The sequence below is a fragment of the Synechococcus sp. BMK-MC-1 genome (assembly GCF_014279955.1).
In the GTDB taxonomy this organism is placed as follows: Bacteria; Cyanobacteriota; Cyanobacteriia; order PCC-6307; family Cyanobiaceae; genus Synechococcus_C.
In genome coordinates this window covers 479,305-500,864 of the sequence record NZ_CP047939.1, presented here as the reverse complement: position 1 = coordinate 500,864, position 21,560 = coordinate 479,305, and the positions used below count along the sequence as shown (strand labels likewise).

At 61.3% G+C, this 21,560-nt stretch carries 36 protein-coding genes and 1 tRNA gene; 34 read left to right on the top strand and 3 right to left on the bottom strand.

From position 1 onward, the window contains the following. Nucleotides 1-6 precede the first annotated feature (6 nt). The 27 genes from rplB (at nt 7) to prfA (ending at nt 14,968) form a co-directional block, all read left to right on the top strand. Nucleotides 7-870 (top strand): 50S ribosomal protein L2, encoded by an 864-nt coding sequence (gene rplB, locus SynBMKMC1_RS02590; RefSeq protein ID WP_011932345.1) that lies wholly within the window; start codon nt 7-9, stop codon nt 868-870. 35 nt (nt 871-905) lie between these two features. Next, entirely contained in the window at nt 906-1,181 is a 276-nt protein-coding gene (rpsS, locus tag SynBMKMC1_RS02585) for a 30S ribosomal protein S19 (RefSeq protein WP_006042208.1), read from the top strand. A gap of 4 nt (nt 1,182-1,185) precedes the next feature. Continuing rightward, complete coding sequence (rplV, locus tag SynBMKMC1_RS02580) at nt 1,186-1,551, top strand: 50S ribosomal protein L22 (RefSeq protein ID WP_006042209.1); 366 nt, start codon at nt 1,186-1,188, stop codon at nt 1,549-1,551. Nucleotides 1,552-1,570: 19 nt separating this feature from the next. Then, the gene (gene rpsC, locus SynBMKMC1_RS02575; RefSeq protein ID WP_011932344.1) at nt 1,571-2,302 is read left to right on the top strand and encodes a 30S ribosomal protein S3; all 732 of its coding nucleotides are present in this window, start codon (nt 1,571-1,573) and stop codon (nt 2,300-2,302) included. A 16-nt stretch (nt 2,303-2,318) separates the two neighbouring features. Next, nucleotides 2,319-2,792, top strand: a complete 474-nt coding sequence (rplP, locus tag SynBMKMC1_RS02570; RefSeq protein WP_011932343.1) for a 50S ribosomal protein L16 — start codon at nt 2,319-2,321, stop codon at nt 2,790-2,792. 2 nt (nt 2,793-2,794) lie between these two features. After that, complete coding sequence (rpmC, locus tag SynBMKMC1_RS02565; RefSeq protein ID WP_186472610.1) at nt 2,795-3,004, top strand: 50S ribosomal protein L29; 210 nt, start codon at nt 2,795-2,797, stop codon at nt 3,002-3,004. Nucleotides 3,005-3,021: 17 nt separating this feature from the next. Continuing rightward, complete coding sequence (gene rpsQ / locus SynBMKMC1_RS02560) at nt 3,022-3,288, top strand: 30S ribosomal protein S17 (protein WP_011932341.1); 267 nt, start codon at nt 3,022-3,024, stop codon at nt 3,286-3,288. Further along, nucleotides 3,285-3,650, top strand: a complete 366-nt coding sequence (gene rplN, locus SynBMKMC1_RS02555) for a 50S ribosomal protein L14 (RefSeq protein ID WP_006042214.1) — start codon at nt 3,285-3,287, stop codon at nt 3,648-3,650. The genes rpsQ and rplN overlap by 4 nt, the downstream gene beginning before the upstream one ends. Nucleotides 3,651-3,652: 2 nt before the next feature. Continuing rightward, entirely contained in the window at nt 3,653-4,009 is a 357-nt protein-coding gene (gene rplX, locus SynBMKMC1_RS02550; RefSeq protein WP_011932340.1) for a 50S ribosomal protein L24, read from the top strand. Between the two features lie 49 nt (nt 4,010-4,058). Further along, nucleotides 4,059-4,598, top strand: coding sequence for a 50S ribosomal protein L5 (rplE, locus tag SynBMKMC1_RS02545; protein WP_011932339.1), 540 nt, complete (start codon nt 4,059-4,061; stop codon nt 4,596-4,598). Nucleotides 4,599-4,617: 19 nt separating this feature from the next. After that, complete coding sequence (gene rpsH, locus SynBMKMC1_RS02540; RefSeq protein WP_006042217.1) at nt 4,618-5,019, top strand: 30S ribosomal protein S8; 402 nt, start codon at nt 4,618-4,620, stop codon at nt 5,017-5,019. 15 nt (nt 5,020-5,034) lie between these two features. Then, a complete protein-coding gene (gene rplF / locus SynBMKMC1_RS02535) occupies nt 5,035-5,574 on the top strand; it encodes a 50S ribosomal protein L6 (protein WP_011932338.1) in 540 nt (179 codons plus the stop codon). A gap of 33 nt (nt 5,575-5,607) precedes the next feature. Further along, nucleotides 5,608-5,976, top strand: coding sequence for a 50S ribosomal protein L18 (gene rplR, locus SynBMKMC1_RS02530; protein ID WP_011932337.1), 369 nt, complete (start codon nt 5,608-5,610; stop codon nt 5,974-5,976). Nucleotides 5,977-5,989: 13 nt separating this feature from the next. Next, nucleotides 5,990-6,637: a 30S ribosomal protein S5 gene (gene rpsE / locus SynBMKMC1_RS02525; protein ID WP_006042220.1), complete on the top strand. Its 648-nt coding sequence runs from the start codon at nt 5,990-5,992 to the stop codon at nt 6,635-6,637. A 5-nt stretch (nt 6,638-6,642) separates the two neighbouring features. Further along, the gene (rplO, locus tag SynBMKMC1_RS02520) at nt 6,643-7,095 is read left to right on the top strand and encodes a 50S ribosomal protein L15 (RefSeq protein ID WP_011932336.1); all 453 of its coding nucleotides are present in this window, start codon (nt 6,643-6,645) and stop codon (nt 7,093-7,095) included. A 106-nt stretch (nt 7,096-7,201) separates the two neighbouring features. Next, nucleotides 7,202-8,521 carry a preprotein translocase subunit SecY gene (gene secY / locus SynBMKMC1_RS02515; protein ID WP_011932335.1) on the top strand — a complete coding sequence of 440 codons (1,320 nt, stop codon included), beginning with the start codon at nt 7,202-7,204 and terminating at the stop codon, nt 8,519-8,521. An 84-nt stretch (nt 8,522-8,605) separates the two neighbouring features. Beyond that, a complete protein-coding gene (locus SynBMKMC1_RS02510) occupies nt 8,606-9,157 on the top strand; it encodes an adenylate kinase (protein ID WP_186472609.1) in 552 nt (183 codons plus the stop codon). 47 nt (nt 9,158-9,204) lie between these two features. Further along, complete coding sequence (gene rpmJ / locus SynBMKMC1_RS02505; protein WP_006042225.1) at nt 9,205-9,318, top strand: 50S ribosomal protein L36; 114 nt, start codon at nt 9,205-9,207, stop codon at nt 9,316-9,318. Nucleotides 9,319-9,393: 75 nt separating this feature from the next. Then, nucleotides 9,394-9,759 carry a 30S ribosomal protein S13 gene (gene rpsM / locus SynBMKMC1_RS02500; protein ID WP_186472608.1) on the top strand — a complete coding sequence of 122 codons (366 nt, stop codon included), beginning with the start codon at nt 9,394-9,396 and terminating at the stop codon, nt 9,757-9,759. A gap of 57 nt (nt 9,760-9,816) precedes the next feature. Then, nucleotides 9,817-10,209: a 30S ribosomal protein S11 gene (gene rpsK / locus SynBMKMC1_RS02495; RefSeq protein ID WP_006042227.1), complete on the top strand. Its 393-nt coding sequence runs from the start codon at nt 9,817-9,819 to the stop codon at nt 10,207-10,209. A 45-nt stretch (nt 10,210-10,254) separates the two neighbouring features. Further along, nucleotides 10,255-11,193 (top strand): DNA-directed RNA polymerase subunit alpha, encoded by a 939-nt coding sequence (locus tag SynBMKMC1_RS02490; RefSeq protein ID WP_011932332.1) that lies wholly within the window; start codon nt 10,255-10,257, stop codon nt 11,191-11,193. A gap of 36 nt (nt 11,194-11,229) precedes the next feature. After that, entirely contained in the window at nt 11,230-11,580 is a 351-nt protein-coding gene (gene rplQ, locus SynBMKMC1_RS02485; RefSeq protein WP_006042229.1) for a 50S ribosomal protein L17, read from the top strand. Between the two features lie 20 nt (nt 11,581-11,600). Next, complete coding sequence (gene truA / locus SynBMKMC1_RS02480; protein ID WP_186473287.1) at nt 11,601-12,470, top strand: tRNA pseudouridine(38-40) synthase TruA; 870 nt, start codon at nt 11,601-11,603, stop codon at nt 12,468-12,470. A 167-nt stretch (nt 12,471-12,637) separates the two neighbouring features. Next, nucleotides 12,638-13,090 carry a 50S ribosomal protein L13 gene (gene rplM / locus SynBMKMC1_RS02475; protein WP_186472607.1) on the top strand — a complete coding sequence of 151 codons (453 nt, stop codon included), beginning with the start codon at nt 12,638-12,640 and terminating at the stop codon, nt 13,088-13,090. Then, complete coding sequence (gene rpsI, locus SynBMKMC1_RS02470) at nt 13,087-13,491, top strand: 30S ribosomal protein S9 (protein WP_186472606.1); 405 nt, start codon at nt 13,087-13,089, stop codon at nt 13,489-13,491. Before rplM ends, rpsI begins: the two co-directional genes overlap by 4 nt. An 8-nt stretch (nt 13,492-13,499) precedes the next feature. Continuing rightward, nucleotides 13,500-13,757 (top strand): 50S ribosomal protein L31, encoded by a 258-nt coding sequence (gene rpmE / locus SynBMKMC1_RS02465; RefSeq protein WP_186472605.1) that lies wholly within the window; start codon nt 13,500-13,502, stop codon nt 13,755-13,757. A 113-nt stretch (nt 13,758-13,870) separates the two neighbouring features. After that, nucleotides 13,871-14,968, top strand: a complete 1,098-nt coding sequence (gene prfA, locus SynBMKMC1_RS02460; RefSeq protein ID WP_011932327.1) for a peptide chain release factor 1 — start codon at nt 13,871-13,873, stop codon at nt 14,966-14,968. A gap of 1 nt (nt 14,969) precedes the next feature. Here the strand turns inward: prfA and SynBMKMC1_RS02455 are convergent, their stop codons facing one another. Next, nucleotides 14,970-15,467 carry an HNH endonuclease gene (locus SynBMKMC1_RS02455; protein ID WP_186472604.1) on the bottom strand — a complete coding sequence of 166 codons (498 nt, stop codon included), beginning with the start codon at nt 15,465-15,467 and terminating at the stop codon, nt 14,970-14,972. Nucleotides 15,468-15,539: 72 nt separating this feature from the next. Between SynBMKMC1_RS02455 and alr the strand changes: the two genes are divergently transcribed. Next, on the top strand, nt 15,540-16,721 hold the full coding sequence (alr, locus tag SynBMKMC1_RS02450) for an alanine racemase (protein ID WP_011932325.1): 1,182 nt from the start codon (nt 15,540-15,542) through the stop codon (nt 16,719-16,721). A 34-nt stretch (nt 16,722-16,755) separates the two neighbouring features. Then, nucleotides 16,756-16,844, top strand: a tRNA-Ser gene (locus SynBMKMC1_RS02445). Between the two features lie 15 nt (nt 16,845-16,859). Here SynBMKMC1_RS02445 and SynBMKMC1_RS02440 read toward each other — a convergent pair. Further along, nucleotides 16,860-17,759, bottom strand: a complete 900-nt coding sequence (locus SynBMKMC1_RS02440) for a serine hydrolase (protein WP_186472603.1) — start codon at nt 17,757-17,759, stop codon at nt 16,860-16,862. A gap of 17 nt (nt 17,760-17,776) precedes the next feature. On the opposite strand from SynBMKMC1_RS02440, the gene SynBMKMC1_RS02435 reads away from it, so the two are divergent. The 3 genes from SynBMKMC1_RS02435 (at nt 17,777) to SynBMKMC1_RS02425 (ending at nt 20,254) form a co-directional block, all read left to right on the top strand. After that, on the top strand, nt 17,777-18,517 hold the full coding sequence (locus tag SynBMKMC1_RS02435; RefSeq protein WP_186472602.1) for a C40 family peptidase: 741 nt from the start codon (nt 17,777-17,779) through the stop codon (nt 18,515-18,517). 51 nt (nt 18,518-18,568) lie between these two features. Then, nucleotides 18,569-19,222: a hypothetical protein gene (locus SynBMKMC1_RS02430; RefSeq protein ID WP_186472601.1), complete on the top strand. Its 654-nt coding sequence runs from the start codon at nt 18,569-18,571 to the stop codon at nt 19,220-19,222. 72 nt (nt 19,223-19,294) lie between these two features. Continuing rightward, nucleotides 19,295-20,254: a glycosyltransferase family 2 protein gene (locus SynBMKMC1_RS02425; RefSeq protein WP_186472600.1), complete on the top strand. Its 960-nt coding sequence runs from the start codon at nt 19,295-19,297 to the stop codon at nt 20,252-20,254. On the opposite strand, the gene SynBMKMC1_RS02420 is transcribed toward SynBMKMC1_RS02425, so the two are convergent. After that, nucleotides 20,212-20,712 carry a hypothetical protein gene (locus SynBMKMC1_RS02420; RefSeq protein WP_186472599.1) on the bottom strand — a complete coding sequence of 167 codons (501 nt, stop codon included), beginning with the start codon at nt 20,710-20,712 and terminating at the stop codon, nt 20,212-20,214. The two genes, SynBMKMC1_RS02425 and SynBMKMC1_RS02420, sit on opposite strands and share 43 nt — an antisense overlap. A 114-nt stretch (nt 20,713-20,826) precedes the next feature. On the opposite strand from SynBMKMC1_RS02420, the gene SynBMKMC1_RS02415 reads away from it, so the two are divergent. Both SynBMKMC1_RS02415 and SynBMKMC1_RS02410 read left to right on the top strand, forming a co-directional pair. Continuing rightward, complete coding sequence (locus tag SynBMKMC1_RS02415; RefSeq protein WP_186472598.1) at nt 20,827-20,943, top strand: photosystem I reaction center subunit VIII; 117 nt, start codon at nt 20,827-20,829, stop codon at nt 20,941-20,943. A gap of 58 nt (nt 20,944-21,001) precedes the next feature. After that, nucleotides 21,002-21,493 carry a photosystem I reaction center subunit XI gene (locus tag SynBMKMC1_RS02410; protein WP_186472597.1) on the top strand — a complete coding sequence of 164 codons (492 nt, stop codon included), beginning with the start codon at nt 21,002-21,004 and terminating at the stop codon, nt 21,491-21,493. Nucleotides 21,494-21,560: the final 67 nt, after the last annotated feature.

The window sequence follows — 21,560 nt, the reverse complement described above, 5'->3', positions numbered from 1 at the left end:
AACGTCATGGCAATTCGCTCTTTCCGCCCCTATACCCCCGGAACCCGCACCCGGGTGGTCACCGACTTCAGTGAGGTCACCGGCCGCAAGCCGGAACGCTCGCTTGTGGTGTCCAAGCACCGCCGCAAGGGGCGCAACAACCGCGGTGTGATCACCTGCCGCCATCGCGGCGGTGGCCACAAGCGCCAATACCGCGTCGTTGATTTCCGACGCAACAAGCACGGTGTGCCCGCCAAAGTGGCGGCCATTCATTACGACCCGCACCGCAATGCGCGGTTGGCGCTGCTCTTCTACACCGATGGCGAGAAGCGCTACATCCTTGCTCCTGCAGGTGTCACGGTCGGACAGACCGTGATTTCAGGGCCCGATGCCCCGATTGAGGACGGCAATGCCATGCCGCTCTCCTCCGTGCCTCTCGGCTCGAGCGTGCACTGCGTCGAGCTCTATGCCGGGCGGGGCGGCCAGATGGTGCGCACGGCCGGTGCCAGTGCCCAGGTGATGGCGAAAGAAGGCGACTATGTCGCTCTCAAGCTTCCATCCACCGAGGTGCGTCTGGTCCGGCGTGAGTGTTACGCCACGCTGGGCGAAGTCGGTAATTCCGAGATTCGCAACACCAGCCTCGGCAAAGCCGGCCGTCGCCGCTGGCTCGGACGTCGTCCCCAGGTGCGAGGCAGTGTGATGAACCCTTGCGACCACCCCCACGGTGGTGGTGAGGGCCGGGCTCCCATCGGCCGCTCTGGTCCTGTGACGCCCTGGGGCAAACCCGCCCTGGGCCTCAAGACCCGCAAGCGCAACAAGCCGAGTAACAAGTTCGTCCTCCGGAAGCGTCGCAAGACGTCCAAGCGGAGCCGTGGCGGACGCGACTCCTGATGTTCATCACTGTTTTGCTGTTCGCTTAATCCGCCATGGGACGTTCACTTAAAAAAGGCCCTTTCATCGCTGACAGCCTGCTTCGCAAGGTTGAAAAGCAAAATGCAGCCGACGACAAGTCGGTGATCAAAACGTGGTCCAGGGCTTCCACGATCCTGCCGATGATGATCGGTCACACCATTGCCGTGCACAACGGCAAAACCCATGTGCCGGTCTTCGTGACCGAGCAGATGGTCGGTCACAAACTGGGCGAATTCGCTCCGACCCGCACCTTCAAGGGCCACATCAAAGACAAGAAAGGAGGCCGCTGAGTCCATGACAACGTCATCCCCAACGGCAACCACCGCCCAAGCCCACGGCCGCTTCATTCGCGGCTCCGTGTCGAAGGTGCGGCGGGTGCTCGATCAGATCCGCGGACGCACCTACCGCGATGCGCTGATCATGCTCGAGTTCATGCCCTATCGCTCCACCGGCCCGATCACCAAGGTGCTGCGTTCTGCAGTGGCCAATGCCGAGCACAACCTCGGTCTAGACCCCTCCACCCTGGTGATCTCTCAGGCCAGCGCCGATATGGGCCCCTCCATGAAGCGCTATCGGCCCCGCGCCCAGGGTCGCGCCTACGCGATCAAAAAGCAGACCTGTCACATCAGCATTGCTGTGGCATCCCAGACCGACTCCTGACCCCCGAGCACACCGACTGATGGGACACAAAATCCATCCAACCGGCTTACGCCTGGGGATCACCCAGGAGCACCGGTCACGCTGGTACGCCTCCAGCAAAAGCTATCCGACCCTCCTTAAGGAAGACGATCGGATTCGCAAGTTCATCCACAAGAAGTACGGCTCCGCCGGCATCAGTGATGTGCTGATTGCCCGCAAGGCTGATCAGCTTGAAGTGGAACTGAAAACCGCACGCCCCGGCGTGTTGGTCGGCCGCCAGGGCAGCGGCATTGAAGAGCTGCGCTCTGGCATCCAGAAAACCGTGGGTGATCCGAACCGTCAGGTCCGGATCAACGTGGTTGAAGTGGAACGAGTCGATGCCGACGCTTTCCTGTTGGCGGAATACATCGCCCAACAGCTGGAAAAGCGTGTGGCCTTCCGTCGCACCATCCGCATGGCCGTGCAGCGTGCCCAGCGCGCTGGTGTTCTCGGCCTGAAAATTCAGGTGTCTGGTCGCCTCAACGGCGCCGAGATTGCCCGAACCGAGTGGACCCGCGAAGGTCGTGTCCCCCTTCACACCCTGCGTGCAGACATCGATTACGCCACCAAGGTGGCCAGCACGACCTACGGCGTGCTGGGCATCAAGGTTTGGGTGTTCAAGGGCGAAGTGCTGGGAGATGAAGCCCAGCAGCAACTGCCTGTGGGGGCAACCCCGCGGCGTCGGGCCGGCCGCAGGCCCCAACAGTTCGAAGACCGCTCCAACGAGGGGTGAACAGGAGGCCTGAACCATGCTGAGTCCAAAACGCGTCAAATTCCGTAAGCAGCAACGCGGCCGCATGCGTGGCGTCGCCACCCGTGGCAACACCATCGCTTTCGGTCAGTTCGCTCTTCAGGCACAGGAATGTGGCTGGATCACCTCGCGCCAGATCGAGGCCAGCCGCCGTGCCATGACCCGCTACGTCAAGCGTGGCGGCAAGATCTGGATCCGAATCTTCCCGGACAAGCCCGTCACCATGCGAGCCGCCGAAACCCGCATGGGTTCCGGTAAAGGCAACCCGGAATTCTGGGTCGCCGTGATCAAACCCGGTCGGATCCTGTTTGAGATGGGTGGTGACGAAATCACCCCTGAAATTGCACGGGAAGCCATGCGCCTGGCGCAATACAAGCTCCCTGTGAAGACCAAGTTCATCAGCCTCGATGAACAGGAGCAGTCCGCCGGAGCGAGCGCCCCGGCAGCTGCTGCCGCCACCGTGGAGTCCTGACCATGGCACGTCCCAACGCTTCCGAACTGCGTCAGCTCTCCGACGCAGACATCAATGAACAGATCAACGGCCTGCGCCGCGAGCTGTTCGATCTGCGCTTCCAGCAAGCCACCCGGCAGCTGGGCAACACCCACCGCTTCAAGCAGAGCCGCATCAAGCTCGCTCAGCTGCTGACGGTGCAGAAGGAGCGACAAAGCTCCACCGCCTCCTGATCCCCCGCTTCATTCCCATGGCACTCAAGGAAAGGGTCGGCACCGTCGTCAGCGACAAGATGGACAAAACGGTGGTGGTGGCGGTGGAAAACCGCTTCCCACATCCCATCTATCAAAAGACGGTGAGCCGCACCACCCGCTACAAAGCTCACGACGAAAACAACAGTGTTCGCGTCGGAGACCGGGTTCGCATCACTGAAACACGTCCGCTCAGCCGTCACAAGCGCTGGGCCGTCGCCGAAGTGCTGAGCCACAGCCCCAAGGCTGAGGAGGCCAAAAAATGATCCAGCAGGAATCCTTCCTCACCGTCGCCGACAACAGTGGCGCCAAGCGCATCCAGTGCATCCGTGTGCTGGGCACCAATCGTCGCTACGCCCACGTGGGTGATGTGATCGTTGCCGCCGTCAAAGACGCCATGCCCAACATGGGCGTGAAGAAGTCTGATGTGGTCAAGGCTGTGGTGGTTCGCACCAAAGCAACCCTGCGTCGTGACACCGGCAATTCCATCCGGTTCGACGACAACGCCGCCGTGATCATCAACGACGACAAGAACCCCAAGGGCACCCGCGTTTTCGGCCCCGTGGCCCGTGAGCTGCGCGAGCGCAACTTCACCAAAATCGTGTCCCTCGCTCCGGAGGTGATCTGATCATGGCCACTGCAACATCCCAATCCGCTCCAACCCAGCGCATCAAGATGCGTCTGCGCAAAGGCGACACCGTTCAGGTGATCGCCGGCAAAGACAAGGGCAAGACCGGAGAAGTGCTGCGCACGCTGCCCAACGAAAACCGCGTGATCGTGGAGGGCGTCAATATGCGCACCCGCCACGTGAAGCCCACCCAGGAGGGTGAGAGCGGGCGGATCGTCACTGAAGAGGCATCGCTGCATGCCTCCAACGTGATGCTCTATTCCACAGCCAAAAAGGTGGCCAGCCGAGTCGAGCTGATCACCGAGAAAGATGGCAGCAAGAAGCGCCGTCTCAAGAAAACAGGCGAGGTGATCGACTGATCACCCCGATCCTCCTTCTGACCAAGCCCAGAAGTCCCATCCCCCAGCCATGTCACTGAAACAGCGCTATCGGGAGACCATTCAGCCCAAACTGCTGAAGGATCTGAGTCTCTCCAACGTCCATGAAGTCCCCAAGGTGGTGAAAGTCACCGTCAACCGAGGACTTGGCGAAGCCGCTCAGAACGCGAAGTCTCTCGAGGCTTCCGTGAATGAGCTGGCTCAAATCACCGGCCAGAAAGTGGTGGTGACCCGCGCCAAGAAAGCCATCGCCGGTTTCAAAATCCGCCAGGGCATGCCCATCGGTTGCGCCGTCACCCTGCGTGGTGAACGGATGTACGCGTTCCTTGAGCGACTGATCAACCTGGCGCTTCCCCGCATCCGCGACTTCAGAGGCGTCAGCCCGAAGAGCTTTGACGGCCGCGGCAATTACACCCTGGGGGTGAGAGAGCAGATCATCTTCCCTGAAATCTCCTTCGACAAAATCGATGCCATCAGGGGCATGGACATCACCATCGTGACCACTGCCCGCACGGATGAAGAGGGCCGGGCCCTCCTCCGCGAGATGGGAATGCCATTCCGCAGCAACTGAGCCCTCCTCGGAAACCACCATGGCCAACCACGACCCTATTTCCGACATGCTCACCCGCATTCGTAATGCGAGTGAGAAACGTCACCAGAACACAAAAGTCCCCGCATCCCGCATGTCCCGCAGCATCGCCAAGGTGCTGCAGCAGGAAGGATTCATCGCTGAAATCAGCGAAGAAGGCGAAGGAGTCCACACCAACCTGGTGCTGGAACTGAAGTACAGCGGCAAGCACCGCCTGCCCACCATCCGCTCCATGCAACGGGTGAGCAAGCCCGGCCTGCGCATCTACAAGAACACCCGCGGACTGCCCAAAGTCCTCGGCGGATTGGGGGTGGCCATCATCTCCACGTCCAAGGGTGTGATGAGCGATCGCGACGCCCGCAAGCAGGGCGTTGGCGGTGAAGTGCTCTGCTACGTCTATTGATCCGGAGCCAGAACCATGTCACGTATCGGTAAATCTCCCATTCCCATTCCCGACAAGGTGAGTGTGAGTCTTGACGGACTCGCGGTCACCGTGAAGGGACCGAAAGGCGAACTGAAGCGCACACTCCCCGACGGTGTCACTGTCAACCAGGTGGACAACACCATCGTTGTGGCACCGACCAGTGAGAAGCGCCAGTCCAGAGAGCGTCACGGACTGTGCCGCACCCTGGTGGCCAACATGATCGAAGGCGTCAGCAAGGGTTATTCCAAGAAACTTGAAATCGTGGGCGTCGGCTCCAGGGCTCAAGTGAAAGGCAAGACCCTCGTCGTGAGTGCCGGCTACAGCCACCCAGTGGAAATGCTGGCCCCTGAAGGCATCACCTTCGCCGTCGAAAACAACACCAACGTCACTGTCTCCGGCACCGACAAGGAGCTGGTGGGCAACGAGGCGGCCAAGATCCGCGCCATCCGTCCGCCGGAGCCCTACAAGGGCAAAGGCATCAAGTACGCGGGCGAGCGCATCCTGCGCAAGGCAGGCAAGTCAGGCAAGAAGTAATTCGCCGCCAGACACTCCTCCGCATAACCCAGCATGTCGACCCTCTCTCGCAAACAACAGACTCAGAAGCGCCACCGGCGCCTGCGTCGCCATCTCAGCGGCACAGCCGACCGTCCCCGGTTGGCTGTGTTTCGCTCCAACAGCCACATCTACGCCCAGGTCATCGACGATGCAGCGCAGAGCACGCTCTGCTCCGCATCGACGCTTGACAAAGACCTGCGCACGAGCCTCACAGCGACAGGGAGCACCTGCGATGCGTCCGTCGCCGTCGGTGAGCTCGTCGCCAAACGCGCCCTTGCCAAGGGCATCCAACAGGTGGTCTTCGATCGTGGCGGCAACCTGTACCACGGCCGGGTGAAAGCCCTTGCCGACGCCGCCCGGGAAGCGGGCCTTCAGTTCTGATCCTGCTCTCAACATGACCGATTCCAACCCTCAGACCAACCCCAACGACATCCCATCAGCGGCTGATGTCCCGGCAGCGGCCGAAGGACAGCAGGAACAACGCCGCGGTGGCGGCGGACGTGGTGACCGCGGAGACCGTCGCGGTGGCCGTCGCGGTGACCGCCGCAACCAGGAGCGCGACTCCGAATGGCAAGAGCGCGTGGTCCAGATCCGCCGGGTCTCCAAGACTGTGAAAGGCGGTAAGAAGATGAGTTTCCGCGCGATTGTCGTCGTCGGAAACGAGCGTGGCCAGGTGGGTGTCGGCGTCGGCAAAGCCGGTGATGTGATCGGGGCTGTCCGCAAGGGTGTTGCCGATGGCAAAAAGCACCTTGTGAAGGTTCCCCTTACGCGTCACAACTCGATCCCAACCCTCTCCAACGGGCGAGACGGAGCTGCCAGCGTGCTGATCCGGCCCGCTGCTCCCGGTACGGGTGTAATTGCCGGCGGCTCGATCCGCACGGTGCTGGAACTCGCCGGCATCAAGAACGTGCTGGCCAAGCGCCTGGGCAGCAAGACTCCTCTGAACAACGCACGGGCCGCCATGGTGGCTCTCGATAGTCTCCGCACCCACAAGGAGACCGCCAAGGAACGGGGGATCTCCCTCGAGCAGATCTACTCCTGATTCCCATGACTCTCCGACTCGAATCCCTCAAATCCAACAAAGGCGCCCGTCGCCGCAAACTGCGCAAAGGTCGCGGCATCGCCGCTGGCCAGGGTGCAAGCTGCGGCTTCGGCATGCGCGGTCAGAAGTCCCGCTCGGGCCGGCCTACGCGCCCAGGCTTCGAGGGCGGCCAGATGCCTCTCTACCGCCGAGTCCCGAAGCTGAAGCACTTCCCGCTGGTGAACCCCAAGCAGTTCACTGTGGTGAATGTTTCGGCTCTGAATGACCTCAAGGCAGGGAGCACCGTCAGTCTCGACTCTCTGGTGAAGGACGGCATTGTCACAAGTCCCAAGCACCCCCTGAAAATTCTGGGGAATGGAGAACTGAAGACCAAACTCACGGTTCAGGCCGCTGCCTTCACGGCTTCAGCCCGCACCAAGATCGAAGCCGCCGGTGGAACCTGCGAACTTCCTGAGTGAGACCTTTCAAGGTCATGCCGCCCAGTTCTAAGGTCTGAGCCGTCCGCAGGATTTCGATCCGCGGACGGCTTTCCTGCATCAAGCCCAAACCCACGCACTCTGTTTCATGCTCGTCAGTCGGGGACGCAACCCCAGTGCCGCTGAAGTCATCACCCAACTGGTGCAGAACCCGGAGCTGCGCAACCGGGTTCTCACCACGCTCGGTTTGCTGATGTTGGTGCGCCTCGGCATTTACATCCCCATGCCGGGCATCGATCGCGTGGCCTTTCAGCAGTTCATCCAGCAGGGGGGGCAGCTGATCGGATTTCTCGACATCTTCACCGGAGGTGGCATCTCCACCCTGGGCATCTTCGCGCTCGGGATTCTTCCATTCATTAATGCGTCGATCATTCTGCAGCTGCTGACAGCGTCCCTGCCCCAGCTCGAAGATCTGCAGAAAAATGAAGGCGAAGCCGGTCGACGCAAAATCGCCCAAATCACGCGCTATGTGGCACTGGGTTGGGGCCTGATTCAGAGCGTGATCTTCGCTGTGATTCTTCGTCCATACGCCCTGGAAGGATTGTCAGACGCGGTGTTCATCACCCAGACGGCGCTGGCTCTGGTAACCGGCTCCATGATTGTGATGTGGATCAGCGAAGTGATCACCGAGCGAGGGATCGGCCAAGGAGCCTCCCTGGTGATTTTCCTCAACATCGTGGCCACCCTGCCTCAGGCCCTGGGCTCCACGATCGAGAAAGCCCAAACCGGAGACCGGAACGATGTCTTTGGAATCATCGTTCTTGTGCTGGTGTTTCTGGTCACGATCGTTGGAATCATCTTTGTGCAGGAGGGAGCCCGACGGCTTCCGATCGTGAGTGCCAAACGTCAGGTTGGAGGATCGGCTCTGCTTCCCAACCGTCAGAGTTACCTGCCACTGAAGCTGAACGCCGGTGGCGTGATGCCGATCATTTTCGCCTCGGCACTGATTTTCCTACCGATCACCATCGCCAATTTCAGCCAAAACCCTCTGCTGATCACCGCAGCAAGCGCGTTGAATCCGAGTGCTTCCAACCCATGGCCCTACGCACTGTTGTTTTTCTCGTTGATTCTGGGCTTCTCTTACTTCTACGCATCGCTCACCTTCAACCCCACTGAAGTCGCCACCAATCTCAAACGCGGTGGCGTCGCCATCCCGGGGGTCCGCCCCGGGAGTGCAACAGCCACCTATCTCGAGGGCGTCAAGAACCGGCTCACTCTGCTGGGAGGCTTGTTCCTTGGGGCCGTGGCGATCATTCCCTCTGCCGTTGAGCGTGCCACCAGCGTCACCACCTTCCAAGGACTGGGGGCGACATCACTGCTGATCCTGGTCGGCGTTGCCATCGACACCGCGAAGCAGGTGCAGACCTACGTGATCTCCCAGCGCTACGAAGGCATGGTTCGACAGTAACAACTGCACGAATTCGTTACGCCAACGCAACGAATTCGACGCGATCACGTATCCACACACCCCTGTTGACGTCCCATCCACACCATGAAACAACGTCTGCTCTTCATCGGCCCCCCAGGAGCCGGCAAAGGAACCCAAGCATCACGCCTCTGCGAGACCCACGGCCTGCGCCATCTCTCCACCGGCGACCTGCTGCGCTCAGAGGTCTCAGCGGGCAGCGCCCTTGGCCAGGAGGCCGAAGCGGTCATGAATCGCGGTGAACTCGTCAGCGACGACCTGGTCCTCGCCATCGTCCGCTCTCAGCTCACCACCCTCAACGGTCAAGGCTGGCTGCTCGACGGCTTTCCCCGCAACGTGGCGCAGGCGGAGGCACTGGAGCCCCTGCTCGGGGAATTGCAACAAAGCATCGAAACAGTGGTCCTCCTGGAACTGGATGACGAGGTCCTGGTCGAACGACTGCTGGGTCGGGGACGGGCCGACGACAACGAGTCGGTGATCCGCAATCGCCTCGAGGTGTATCGCCAGCAGACCGCACCGCTGATCGACTACTACCGGGCCAAGGGTCTGTTGATCTCCGTGGATGCCCAGGGCAGCGTGGAGGCCATCACAACAAGACTTGAAGCAAGTCTGGCTTGACCCGCTGTGGTAGGTTAGCTGTTTGGAATTTTGGAGAGCCACACCCAATGAAGGTGCGCGCCTCGGTCAAGAAAATGTGTGACAAGTGCCGGGTGATTCGTCGCCACGGCCGCGTCATGGTGATCTGCGAGAACCCTAAGCACAAGCAGCGTCAGGGCTGAACGTCCGTCGTCTGACCATTCTGACCGCCCATTCGCCGCCCCAGGCGGCAACTGTCCCCCTCGATTATTAGCTCAGTGGCACGGATTGCTGGTGTCGACATTCCCCGCGACAAGCGGATCGAAGTCGCCCTCACCTACATCTACGGAATCGGCCTGACCCGGGCCAAGACCATTCTCTCCAAGACCGGCGTCAACCCCGACACCCGCGTCAAGGACCTCGAAGATGGTGACGTACAGAAGTTGCGTGGTGCCACCGAAGCCTTCACGATCGAAGGCGATTTGCGCCGGCAGGAGGGCATGGCTCTCAAGCGTCTGCAAGACATCGGCTGCTTGCGCGGTCGCCGGCACCGCATGAGCCTTCCGGTTCGCGGCCAGCGAACCCGCACCAATGCCCGTACCCGACGCGGCGCCCGCAAGACCGTGGCCGGCAAGAAGAAGTAAGCCTCTCGCGGTCGTTCGGATCGCTCCGTTCCTCCAGCTCCTATCACCCCCAGGCCCATGGCCAAGACCGTCAAGAAATCAGGCCCGAAGAAGGCCAAGCGCAACGTCCCCAACGGCGTTGCTCATATTCAGAGCACGTTCAACAACACGATCGTTTCCATTACCGACACCACCGGAGAAGTCATCTCCTGGTCATCGGCTGGTGCCAGCGGTTTCAAAGGTGCCCGCAAAGGCACACCCTTCGCAGCCCAGACAGCGGCCGAAGCTGCGGCCCGTCGCGCGCTTGATCAGGGAATGCGTCAGATCGAAGTGTTGGTCCGTGGCCCTGGCTCAGGCCGGGAAACCGCCATTCGCGCGCTTCAGGTCGCTGGCCTGGAAATCACCCTGATCCGTGATGTCACACCGTTGCCTCACAACGGCTGCCGCCGTCCCAAGCGTCGCCGCGTCTGATCCACGCGTTTCCGTTCAGGTCCCTCTCTCCCCCCGCCTCAGACCGTGTTGCAATACCAGATCGACCGTATCGAGCATCAGATCGCTGACGATCGCTCTCAAACCGGTGTGTTCCTCATCGGCCCCTTAGAGCGTGGTCAGGCCACGACCCTCGGCAACTCCCTGCGTCGTGTGCTGATGGGCAACCTCGAGGGCACAGCCGTCACCGCCGTGAGGATTGCTGGCGTCAATCATGAGTACGCCACCATCCCTGGTGTCCGCGAGGATGTGCTCGACATTCTCCTGAACTGCAAGCAGATCACGGTGAACAGCCGCACAAGCGAGCTGGAAATCGGTCGCTTGGTGGTCGCCGGACCTGCAACCGTGAAAGCACGCGATCTGCAGTTCTCCTCCCAAGTTCAGGTGGTGGACGGAGAGCGTGCGATCGCAACCGTTGGTGAGGGTTACAGCCTCGAGCTTGAGGTGCACGTGGAGCGGGGCATCGGCTACCGGCCGGTGGATCGCCACAACGAAGACACCAGCGCCATCGATCTTCTTCAGATCGATGCCGTGTTTATGCCAGTGCATCGGGTGAACTTCACCATCGATGAAACGGCCGTTGCCGAGGGTGGATCCGCGCGTGAGCGGCTGCGTATGGAGGTGGTGACCGACGGATCCATCACCCCAGACGATGCCATTGCCCAGGCTGCCAATCAGCTGATCGAGCTGTTCCAACCTTTGGCCACGGTCACCATGGTCGAAGAAGTCAGCGCCGAACCCGAGCCCACGGCTGAGGCTCAAATTCCTCTCGAGGAACTCAACCTATCGGTGCGTGCTTACAACTGCCTGAAGCGAGCTCAAGTGAATTCGGTTTCCGATCTCATGGGCTTCAGCTACGAGGATCTGCTGGAGATCAAGAACTTCGGATCCAAGTCGGCTGACGAAGTGATCGAGGCCCTCGAACGCATCGGCATCCAGATCCCCCAAAGTCGCACCAGCGCCTGATCGTTTCTCACTCCATTCCCAGACCTCACCCGAACCATGCGTCACCAATGTCGAGTTCCTCAGCTGGGCCGCCCAGCTGACCAACGCAAGGCCATGTTGCGTGGTCTCACCACGCAACTGATCCGCGAAGGCCGGGTTACCACGACCAAGGCCCGTGCCAAGGCCCTGAGGGATGAAGCCGAGCGGATGATCACCTTGGCCAAAGAGGGCAGCCTGGCGTCTCGACGACGCGTCCTCGGCTACGTGTATGACAAACAGCTTGTGCACGCACTGTTTGAAAAAGCACCTGATCGTTACAGCGATCGCAAGGGTGGGTACACCCGAATCACCCGCACGGTCCGCCGCCGTGGTGACAATGCCGAGATGGCCATCATTGAGTTGGTCTGACCCCTTCGGATCACAGCACGATTCACGACCCCCGACCTGGACCTGAAGCCGATTCGCCGCAGCGGATTGCCATCAGCCTCCAGTACGCGGGGTCGTTTTTTTGTGGCTGGCAGCGGCAACGGCAGGGCACCAGTGTGCAAGGCGTGCTGGAACAGGCCATCGCTGACCTCGATCCCCACCGGCCGGTCCACGCCGTCGCGGCTGGTCGCACTGACGCCGGTGTGCATGCGGCCGGACAGGTTGTGCATTTCGACAGCAGTGGTCCGATTCCCGCCAGTCGCTGGGCGCCGGCCTTGAATGGGCGGCTGCCCGCCAGCATCCGAGTGCGTGAAGCCGTGGAACGGCCGCTCTCCTGGCATGCCTGCTACTCAGCCACCTACCGGCGCTATCGCTACACCCTGTACAACGGCCGACGCCCCAATCTCTTTCTCGCGCCCTGGACATGGCATCGCTATCAAGCCCGGCTTGATGAGCAGGCCATGGCTGCGGCCCTCGAGGGCATGCTGGGCAGTCATGACTTTGCAGCCTTCCAGCGCGCTGGCAGCCGAAGAGCGCACTCACGAACCACCATTCAGGATGTCTCCGTTCAACGGCGGGGCGATCTGATCGACCTGGAAATTCAGGCCAGCGGCTTTCTCTATGGAATGGTGCGCCTGATGATGGGGCAATTGGTGGCCGTCGGAGAACATCGGCTCACACCAGACCAGTTCGAGCGCCGCTGGCGGGAACGCCGGCGCGACGAGGTGAAGGATGGGGCGCCTCCTCAGGGCCTCTGCCTGCTCAGGGCTGGCTACGAAGACAGCATCTTCAGTGAGGGTGGCTGGTACGATTGTCAACCGACTTTTTGTCTGGCTTCGGAAGATCCACCACCGGATCCTCCAAGCTGGTAATTCAGCACCGAAGCCGCACGGCCTCCACCCAATTCAGAGGATGGGGGTGACTGCGACAAGGTAGAGTCGATCTTTGAGCTCTGGTTGGAACGCCACGGCGTGACCAACGCTCCCTGCCCAGCTTCGTCGCTCGCGACGGGGCATATCAGAACCGGCATGCCGGCGCGATGAACAAGACCTCTGTCCCCTCCATCGATTCAATCGACCGCCAGTGGTACCTGGTGGACGCTGAGAATCAAACCCTCGGCCGACTGGCAACCGAGGTGGCTTCCGTGCTCCGCGGCAAGAACAAGGCCAGTTTCACCCCTCACCTCGACACCGGCGATTTCGTGGTCGTGGTGAATGCTGACAAGATCCGGGTGAGCGGCAGCAAGCCCCAGCAAAAGCTTTACCGCCGCCACTCCGGTCGTCCCGGAGGCATGAAGGTGGAAACTTTCACGCACCTTCAGGAGCGCTTGCCTGAGCGAATCGTGGAGAAAGCCATCAAAGGCATGCTTCCCCACAACGCCCTCGGCCGGCAGATGTTCCGCAAATTGAAGGTGTACAAGGGTGCTGAGCATCCCCACGCCGCCCAGCAGCCCAAGCCCCTGCAGCTCGATCCCGCCGCTACTGCCCAATGAGCACCACGAATTCAGTCGTTTACTGGGGTACCGGCCGCCGCAAAACCTCTGTGGCCCGTGTTCGCCTTGTGCCAGGAAACGGCACTATCACCATCAATGGTCGCCCCGGCGATAACTACCTCAATTACAACCCTGCCTATCTGGCGGCGGTTCGCGCTCCACTGCAAACCCTTGGACTCCTCACGGAGTACGACGTGTTGGTGAATGTGCGTGGAGGCGGGCTGACCGGTCAGGCCGACGCCATCAAGCAAGGAGCAGCCCGCGCCTTGTGTGAGCTTTCCGCCGACAATCGCAAACCCCTGAAGACCGAAGGCCATCTCAGCCGAGATCCTCGAGCCAAGGAACGTCGCAAGTACGGCCTCAAGAAAGCCCGTAAAGCTCCCCAGTTCTCCAAGCGCTGATTTCTGTCATGCCCAAACCCGAGATCCATCCCACCTGGTATCCCGATGCCAAGGTGATCTGCAACGGAGAAGTGGTGATGACCACTGGTTCCACGCAGCCCGAAATCCACGTTGATGTGTGGAGTGGCAACCACCCCTTCTTCACAGGCACCCAGAAGATCCTCGACACCGAGGGACGCGTGGATCGTTTCATGCGCAAATACGGAATGGGTGGAGCTGGCAAAGCCGCCGGAGACAAGAAGGCTGGTGACAAAGCAGACGCCTGATCACGGCCTGGCCATGAACACCCCCCCGAAGGCAGACGAAGCTCTGCTTTCGGGGGTTTTTGTTGATCCAGCGTCGTGCTTTGCAGACAGGCATCAACCCCGTGTCTGAGGGAATGGATCCATCAACCTTGATCAGTCGCCTCGAGGCGGCCCGCAGCAGTTTCCACAACCTGGAACGCCAATTGGCGGATCCAGACGTGGCCTCCGATCCCACGCGTCTGCAGTCAATCGCCCGGGAGCGCTCCAGGCTCGAACCCCTGGTGAACGATTACGCCAGCCTGCAAGCGGTGCAGTCCGAGCGGGAACAGGCCAGAGAGCTCCTGCGCGATAGCCGTGGTGACGAGGAGATGGCCCACCTTGCTCAACTGGAGCTGGACGAACTGGACATCCGCCATGAGGCGTTGATTGAGCGGCTCACCCTGGCCCTGCTGCCCAGAGATCCCCGTGATGAACGCAGTGTGATGCTGGAGATTCGTGCCGGAGCCGGTGGCGATGAAGCCTGTCTCTGGGCTGGTGATCTGGCACGCATGTATGAACGCTTCAGCAGCCGGCGCGGCTGGACGGTTCAACCAGTCAGTGCGAGTGAGGCCGATCTTGGAGGCTTCAAAGAGCTGATCCTCTCGGTCAAAGGAGAGTCAGTGTTCAGCGAACTGAAATTTGAAGCTGGTGTGCACCGGGTGCAACGGGTGCCCGCGACGGAATCGCAAGGACGTGTTCACACATCCACAGCCACCGTGGCCGTCATGCCCGAGGCCGACCCCGTCGAAGTGCAAATCGAACCCGCCGATTTAGAGATCAGCACAGCACGCTCCGGCGGAGCCGGAGGCCAGAACGTCAACAAAGTTGAAACCGCCGTCGATCTGATGCATCGCCCCAGCGGAATCCGGGTGTTCTGCACCCAGGAACGGTCTCAGCTTCAGAACCGGGAGCGGGCGATGGAGATTCTGCGGGCCAAACTCTACGAACGCCAGCTCGCGGAAGCCAACGCCCGGGAAAGCTCCGCCCGGCGTGCTCAGGTGGGCACAGGTGATCGAAGCGAAAAGATTCGCACTTACAACGCCAAAGACAACAGGGTCACGGATCACCGCCTCGGCCGCAATTTCAGCCTCGACCCCGTGCTCCAGGGGCAAATGGAGGATGTGATCGGCGCTTGTATCGCCGAGGAACAACGCAGCAAGCTGGAGGCGCTCAGTCGTCAATCCGACGACTGACTTAGGCGCCGATCACATATTTGGCCCACTCAGTGTGCCGACCAGAATCGATCTGACGCACGGCATCAAAGCTGAGACTGCTGAGTGGTCGTCTTGGCACTCTCCGTAATGGCATGGCCGCCTCCTGGGGCGTGCGATTTCCCTTGCGCACATTGCAGCGCATGCAAGCTGTTGTGACGTTGTCCCAGCTGTCGCCACCGCCACGACTGCGCGGCATCACATGGTCGATCGAGAGATTTTCCTTGGCACCGCAGTACTGACAGGTGTGATTGTCTCTCTGGAACACATTGCGACGCGTCAAAGGGACCTGACGGAAGGGAACGCGCACGAATTGGCGCAACCGGATCACGGTCGGGACATGCAGGTCACGGCGCACAAGCCGTTCTGAGTCGTGTTCAAGGCTCTCGGCCTTTCCCTTCAGCATCATCACCAGAGCCCGACGCCAGGTGGTGATATTCAGGGGCTCGTATGACGCATTGAGAACGAGAACCTGGCTCATGCAAGCTCCCAGATTAAACGCCATGCTATCGGGGTCACAACCAACGCTTTGTGACCCTCACTACCTCGAGCCATGTCCGACCTGTTCGTCGACAACCCACAATCTGCAGGGCTCGAGCACCAGAACGGGAGCGACCCCCGTCAGCGGGCTTGGATGGAGGTCTCCGCTCAGGCTGTTGAAAGCAATGCCCGCGCGCTGAGACAACTTCTGGCCCCCGGCTGTGCCCTGATGGCCGTCGTCAAAGCCGACGGCTACGGACACGGTGCTGAGACCGTCGCCAGAGCCGCCATTTGCGGAGGCGCCACCAGCCTTGGCGTGGCCACCCTTCAAGAAGGAATTGAGCTGCGCCGCGCAGGGCTCGAACTTCCTGTACTGGTCCTCGGCAATCTGATTCAGGTGGAGGATCTGCGGGCTTGCCTGCACTGGCAGCTGATGCCCACGCTGAGCAGCATGCGTGAAGCTCTGCTCTGCCAAAACCTGGCCAGTGGCAGTGGTCGACGCTTCGCCGTTCAGCTCAAGCTCGACACCGGCATGACTCGCCTCGGATGCGATTGGCAGGACGGCAGCCGTCTCACCCAGGCGATCCAGCAACTTGACCAGCTGATTCTCCGTGGCGTGTATAGCCACTTGGCCCTAGCCGATGGCGGACCCTCGGGGGATGCAGAGCGCATCACCCGCTTGCAACAGGAGCGCTTTGAAGCCGTCACGCGCGCCCATCGCAGCGACAACCTCCAATTCCATCTCGCCAATTCAGCAGGGACGCTTCGCGATCGTTCCCTTCACCACGACCAGGTGCGTGTGGGGCTAGCGCTCTACGGCCATGCACCCAGCGAGCACCTGAACCAGACCGTGCCGTTGGAACCGGCCATGGGGGTGAAGGCGCGCGTGAGCCTGATCCGCGATGTGCCTGCGGGAGTGGGCGTGAGTTACGGGCACCGTTTCGTCACCAGCCGTCCCAGCCGACTGGCCGTGGTGGGCATCGGCTACGCCGATGGTGTGAGCCGCTGTCTCTCAGGGCAGATTGCAGTGCTCCACGCCGGCCGACGCCTTCCGCAGGTGGGGGCAATCACCATGGACCAACTGATGGTGGACGCCACCGACCACCCAACCTTGGATGTGGGTGATGTGGTCACCCTGCTCGGTTCGGACGGTGACGCGGTGATTCATCCCCAGGACTGGGCCGAGCTGTCCGATTCGATCCCCTGGGAAGTGCTCTGCAGCTTCAAGCATCGGCTGCCCCGCCTGGTGGTCTGAGGGGTCGACCTCTTGATAGGGTGGGCGGGCCGCTGGAGAGGTGGCTGAGTGGTTGAAAGCGGCTCCCTGCTAAGGAGTTACAGGAGGCAACTTCTGTCGAGGGTTCGAATCCCTCCCTCTCCGTTGAATTGAATCGGATCAGTCGCTGGTCGCGAAACGCGCCAGATCGCTGGCCATTGCGGGCAGCAAAGACGCATCATTCGCCAACTCAGCACCTTCGGTGAACACCACCAGCAGGTGTGGGGCTTCATCACCGAACGCCCACCAGGCAGCATCGTGGCGCGCTTGGCTCATCCAACCGGCCTTGCTCCAAAGCGTGCTGCCTGCAGGCAAACCGGCACCGAGAAATCCGTCCACCTGATTTTCCGGGTCTGCCGCCCTCACCTCCTGATCCAGAGAGCGGAGCAGGCGGGTGCGCAGTCGCTGACAAGCCGGTGGCGACAGCACACCATCCGTCATCACCGCTTCCAGCATGCGCGCCACCGCTGCCGTGCTCAGGGCGTTGCGATTGGCATTGGTCTCTCCATAAAACGCCTTCTCGCGGCCATAGGGCCCCTCTCCCCAGGTTTTCTGGCAACAGTTCACCCGCTCCAGCTCGGGCCATCCGAAATCCCTGAGCCACCGGTTCACAACCAGGCGCTGATGCTGCCACTGCTCCCAGGCTGGAGAACGCAAGGCGGGCCCGCTGGTGGTGCCGGTCAGTAAGTCCACAATCAACCCAGTGGCATCGTTGCTGGAGTCGGCCAGCATGTCGAGCAAAGCGCGACGCAATTCCTCACTGTCTGGAAGCACATCCCTTTCCAGCCAGTGTTCTGAGGCCACCGCATAAATCAGCTTCACCACGCTGGCGGGATACATGAGCTTCTGATCTGCCCAAGACGCTCCAGAGCCGCTCCCCGTCGCTGGCGATGCCTGGTCGTATCGCACCCAGGTCACAGCCATTCGCTCATGCAGCCCAGGTCGTCCATCGGCGGCGAGCCGATCGATCAGAGCAGCTAAATGCTCCTGCATCGTCGGCTCGGGGCGGTAGAACGCCATGGCACTGGCTTCAGTCAATGCCGACCCTAGGCACTCCGTTGACTCCGGATCTGATCACTCCCGGGAGCTGCTGGCAACTCCTCAAAGACCTCAACGGGTACGCCCGTAGCCGCGGGGAAGGTCTGGCAACCCAGGCAGCGGCGGGCCGCCGCTTCCGCGTGATCATCCCTGTGGACAAGCTCGGCACCACCCGCATCCGCGTGCAATTGCTCGAGGACGGCTACCCCTGCTGGCTGAACGTGGCCGATCTCGCCGGACAGGCGCGCACAACGACACCTCCCCGGCCTCGACTGATGAGCAGTGACGCCATCGCGGCGCGGATTCCTGCAGTGCTCGCATGGCTCAAGGTTGCCGCCGCCCGCCCGAATGACTACCTCTGGGGCGGAACGCTGGGCCCTGATCTCGACTGTTCGGGGCTGGTGCAGTGTGCCTTCGCCAGTGCCGGCATCTGGCTTCCCAGAGACGCTTATCAACAGGAACGCTTCTGCGAACCCGTCGCTGTTCGGCCAGGGAATGACCAACTGCTGCGACCGGGTGATCTGATCTTTTTCGGGCGACCGCAACGCTGTACGCACGTGGCGATTCACCTCGAGCGCGGCCGCTACATGCACAGTTCAGGGCGGGAGCATGGACGCAATGGCATCGGCATCGACAGCCTCCATCCCAGCGACCGACACCCTGTGGCCAGCCATTACAGAGCCGAACTACGGGGGGCTGGTCGGATCATGCGATGTCATGACGGCACCACCCTGCCCTGATCAGCGGCAGGGGTTGCCAAACAGCAAAATGGCAGTCATTGACCTCAAGCGATGGCCCCCCTTTCCCTGCTGGCCGGCACCCTGATCGCGCAATGGGATCCAGGAACGCCTGAACGCAACCCTTTCAGCACGGATGGCTCCAGCGGGGAGTTTCTCCAGGGCAGCCAGCCCGTTGAGGAGCTCACGCTCGTGCGCACGATTTACAGGGGGGATTGCCCGGGGGAGAGCGTGACACCGATCAAGGGCATCCGCTTTCTGGCATCGACCCCGCCAGCGGCGAAGCAGCGAATCGTGATCCGCAATCGACGCACGGGTGGCTTCACCAATAGGGAATATGGTGAAGGACGCAGAAGCTCTGAAAGCTTTTCCATCAGTCTTGGCACGCGTCAACACGGCAGTTTCCTGTCCGTACGTCCGGGAGAGAACAGGTTTCGCTGGAAGGTGACAGGTGCCAGTGAAGAAGGGAGTCCTGCAGCAGGACAGGCCGTGCTGATGGTGAGCACAGACGATCGTGAGCGCTACAGGGATTTCCGCTCGATCAATGAAGACGCCTACTGCCCTGGGGAGAAGTATTCCTATTCCCGAACTCCTCTCAGTCAATGCCGGGCCGGGTACTACAAGGTGACGCGGGAAGGGGTCTGTCCCAACGGCAAAACGGTTCAACTCGGGACACGAACGATCTACCGCCGTTATCGGTCCTGGTAATCCCAGGCCTAGGGCCACAGGCAACGGCGATCCAAGCGCCGATTAAGTTGCTGCGATACGCGCTTGATCCCCATGGCAGGGCTTGACCTCTCGGTCGTGGTGCCGCTCTACAACGAGGAGGAGAGCCTGCCGGAACTGGTTGAGCAGCTCCTCAGCGCACTGCGTCCGACCGGTGAACACTTTGAACTGGTGTTGGTCAACGATGGGTCGACCGATGCAACGGCTGCTATTCTGGAACGGATCAGCGCGGACGTGCCGGAGCTGGTGGGCGTGCTCCTGCGCAAGAACTACGGCCAGACGGCAGCGATGGCCGCGGGTTTCGACGTGGCGCAAGGCAAGGTGATCGTGAGCCTCGATGGCGATCTTCAGAACGATCCCGCTGATATTCCCCTCCTGCTTGCCAAGCAACGCGAGGGCTTCGACCTGGTGAGTGGCTGGCGTCACGACCGCCAGGATGCCGAACTGCAACGCAAGCTTCCGTCCCGTATTGCCAACCGGATCATCGGGCGCGTCACGGGTGTGCGCCTGCATGACTACGGCTGTTCACTCAAGGCCTACGACCGCAATGTGCTCGCCGACATGCGTCTGTACGGGGAGCTGCACAGGTTCCTGCCGGCACTGGCCTTCATCGAAGGGGCACGCATCACCGAAGTGAAGGTGAACCACCGGGCCCGCCAGTACGGCACAAGCAAATACGGCATTGACCGCACCTTCCGAGTGCTCATGGACCTGCTCACGGTGTGGTTCATGAAGCGGTTTCTGACGCGCCCGATGTATGTCTTCGGCTTTGGTGGTCTGATCGCCATTCTCCTCAGCCTGATTGCCAGCTCCTACCTGCTGGCGATCAAGCTGATGGGTGACGACATCGGCACACGACCCTTGCTGATCCTGGCGGTGGTGCTCGGGTTGGCCGGCATCCAGCTGTTCTGCTTCGGACTACTGGCAGAACTGCTGATTCGCACGTATCACGAAAGCCAGGGGAGACCGATTTACCGCATACGGGCCACATTGCGCGGAGGGCGGGCCTGCTGAGACGGGCTCGGACGGGTTGCACCACGCTGGCGCTCGAGACCGGCGGCGGCGGCTAAAACAACGCGCCGATCCGAATCACGCAGGCCCCGGCGAAGCACAGACAAAACGGAGCGATGTCCCCAGAGCCCTGCACGTTCAACGGCGAGCAAACGCTCGTCCGGCCCGCCCTGATCCATGGCCCGGCACAGCTCCTTCGTCAGAGCGAGGCGCGCAGCTGTTCCCACTGGCCGTGAAAACAGCGGGGCTGGAGCAGCCTCCGAGATTTCGGCCGTGGCGTCGAGGGAAGACTCAGGCAAGGCTGAGTCATCGCTTTGCACAAGGCCGAGCTGGGCCCTGTTGATCGCAGCCACTGAGCCCGCGTCGGTGCTGCGCAGCAACGTTTTGCTCGGACGACGTCCAAGCAGCCAGAGCACAGCCACCAGCACGAACGCTGCACTACCGGCGAGAAGCTGAGTCATGGAGCTTGAGCGACGGACGCCGTGTGGATTGAACTTTTATGTCGCCGATGCCATCGGCACGAGACCGAAAGAAAGGCGCTCACTACAGTACTGGCGGACCTTTTGGCCGCTGCCATGACCGGAGATTTTGTCGCTGCCTGGATGCCCTCAGTGTTCGTTCCCCTCGTGGGGATCATGGGCCCAGCTGTGGCCATGGCTCTGCTGTTCAACGTGATCGAAGCCACTGATTGATCGGCCGCGTGCCCTTCAGACCGCTTCAGCGCTCCGCACCTCAATCGCTTTCCATTCCATGACCGTGACCCCCGTGGCCGACCCCACCGTCGGCAACCTGGCCACTCCGGTGAACAGCAGTTATTTCACCAAGGCCTTCCTCAACGCACTTCCTGCCTACAGACCAGCCCTCTCTCCCAACCGTCGTGGCTTGGAAGTGGGCATGGCTCATGGCTTTTTCCTGTACGGCCCGTTCACGATCTGCGGCCCCCTGCGACTCACCGAATACTCCACCACCGCTGGATTGCTGGCCACCATTGGCCTGGTTTCCATCCTGACGGTGTGTCTCTCCATCTACGGAACCGCAGGCAATGGCCCCAATGTGCAGCCTGCTGACGCCACAATTGACAATCCTCCCGCCGACCTGTTCACCAAAGCTGGTTGGGCTGAGTTTGCCAGTGGCTTCTGGCTGGGAGGCTGTGGAGGCGCTGCATTCGCCTGGTTCCTCACCGGCACCGCGCTCGTCGCCCCTCTCGTGAATATCGCCGGCGGTGTTTGGAGTGTGAACTGATCCGGTTGCACCGGACCTTCTTTCAACACCATCAAGCCCCGAATGCTCCTGAATGGCGCATTCGGGG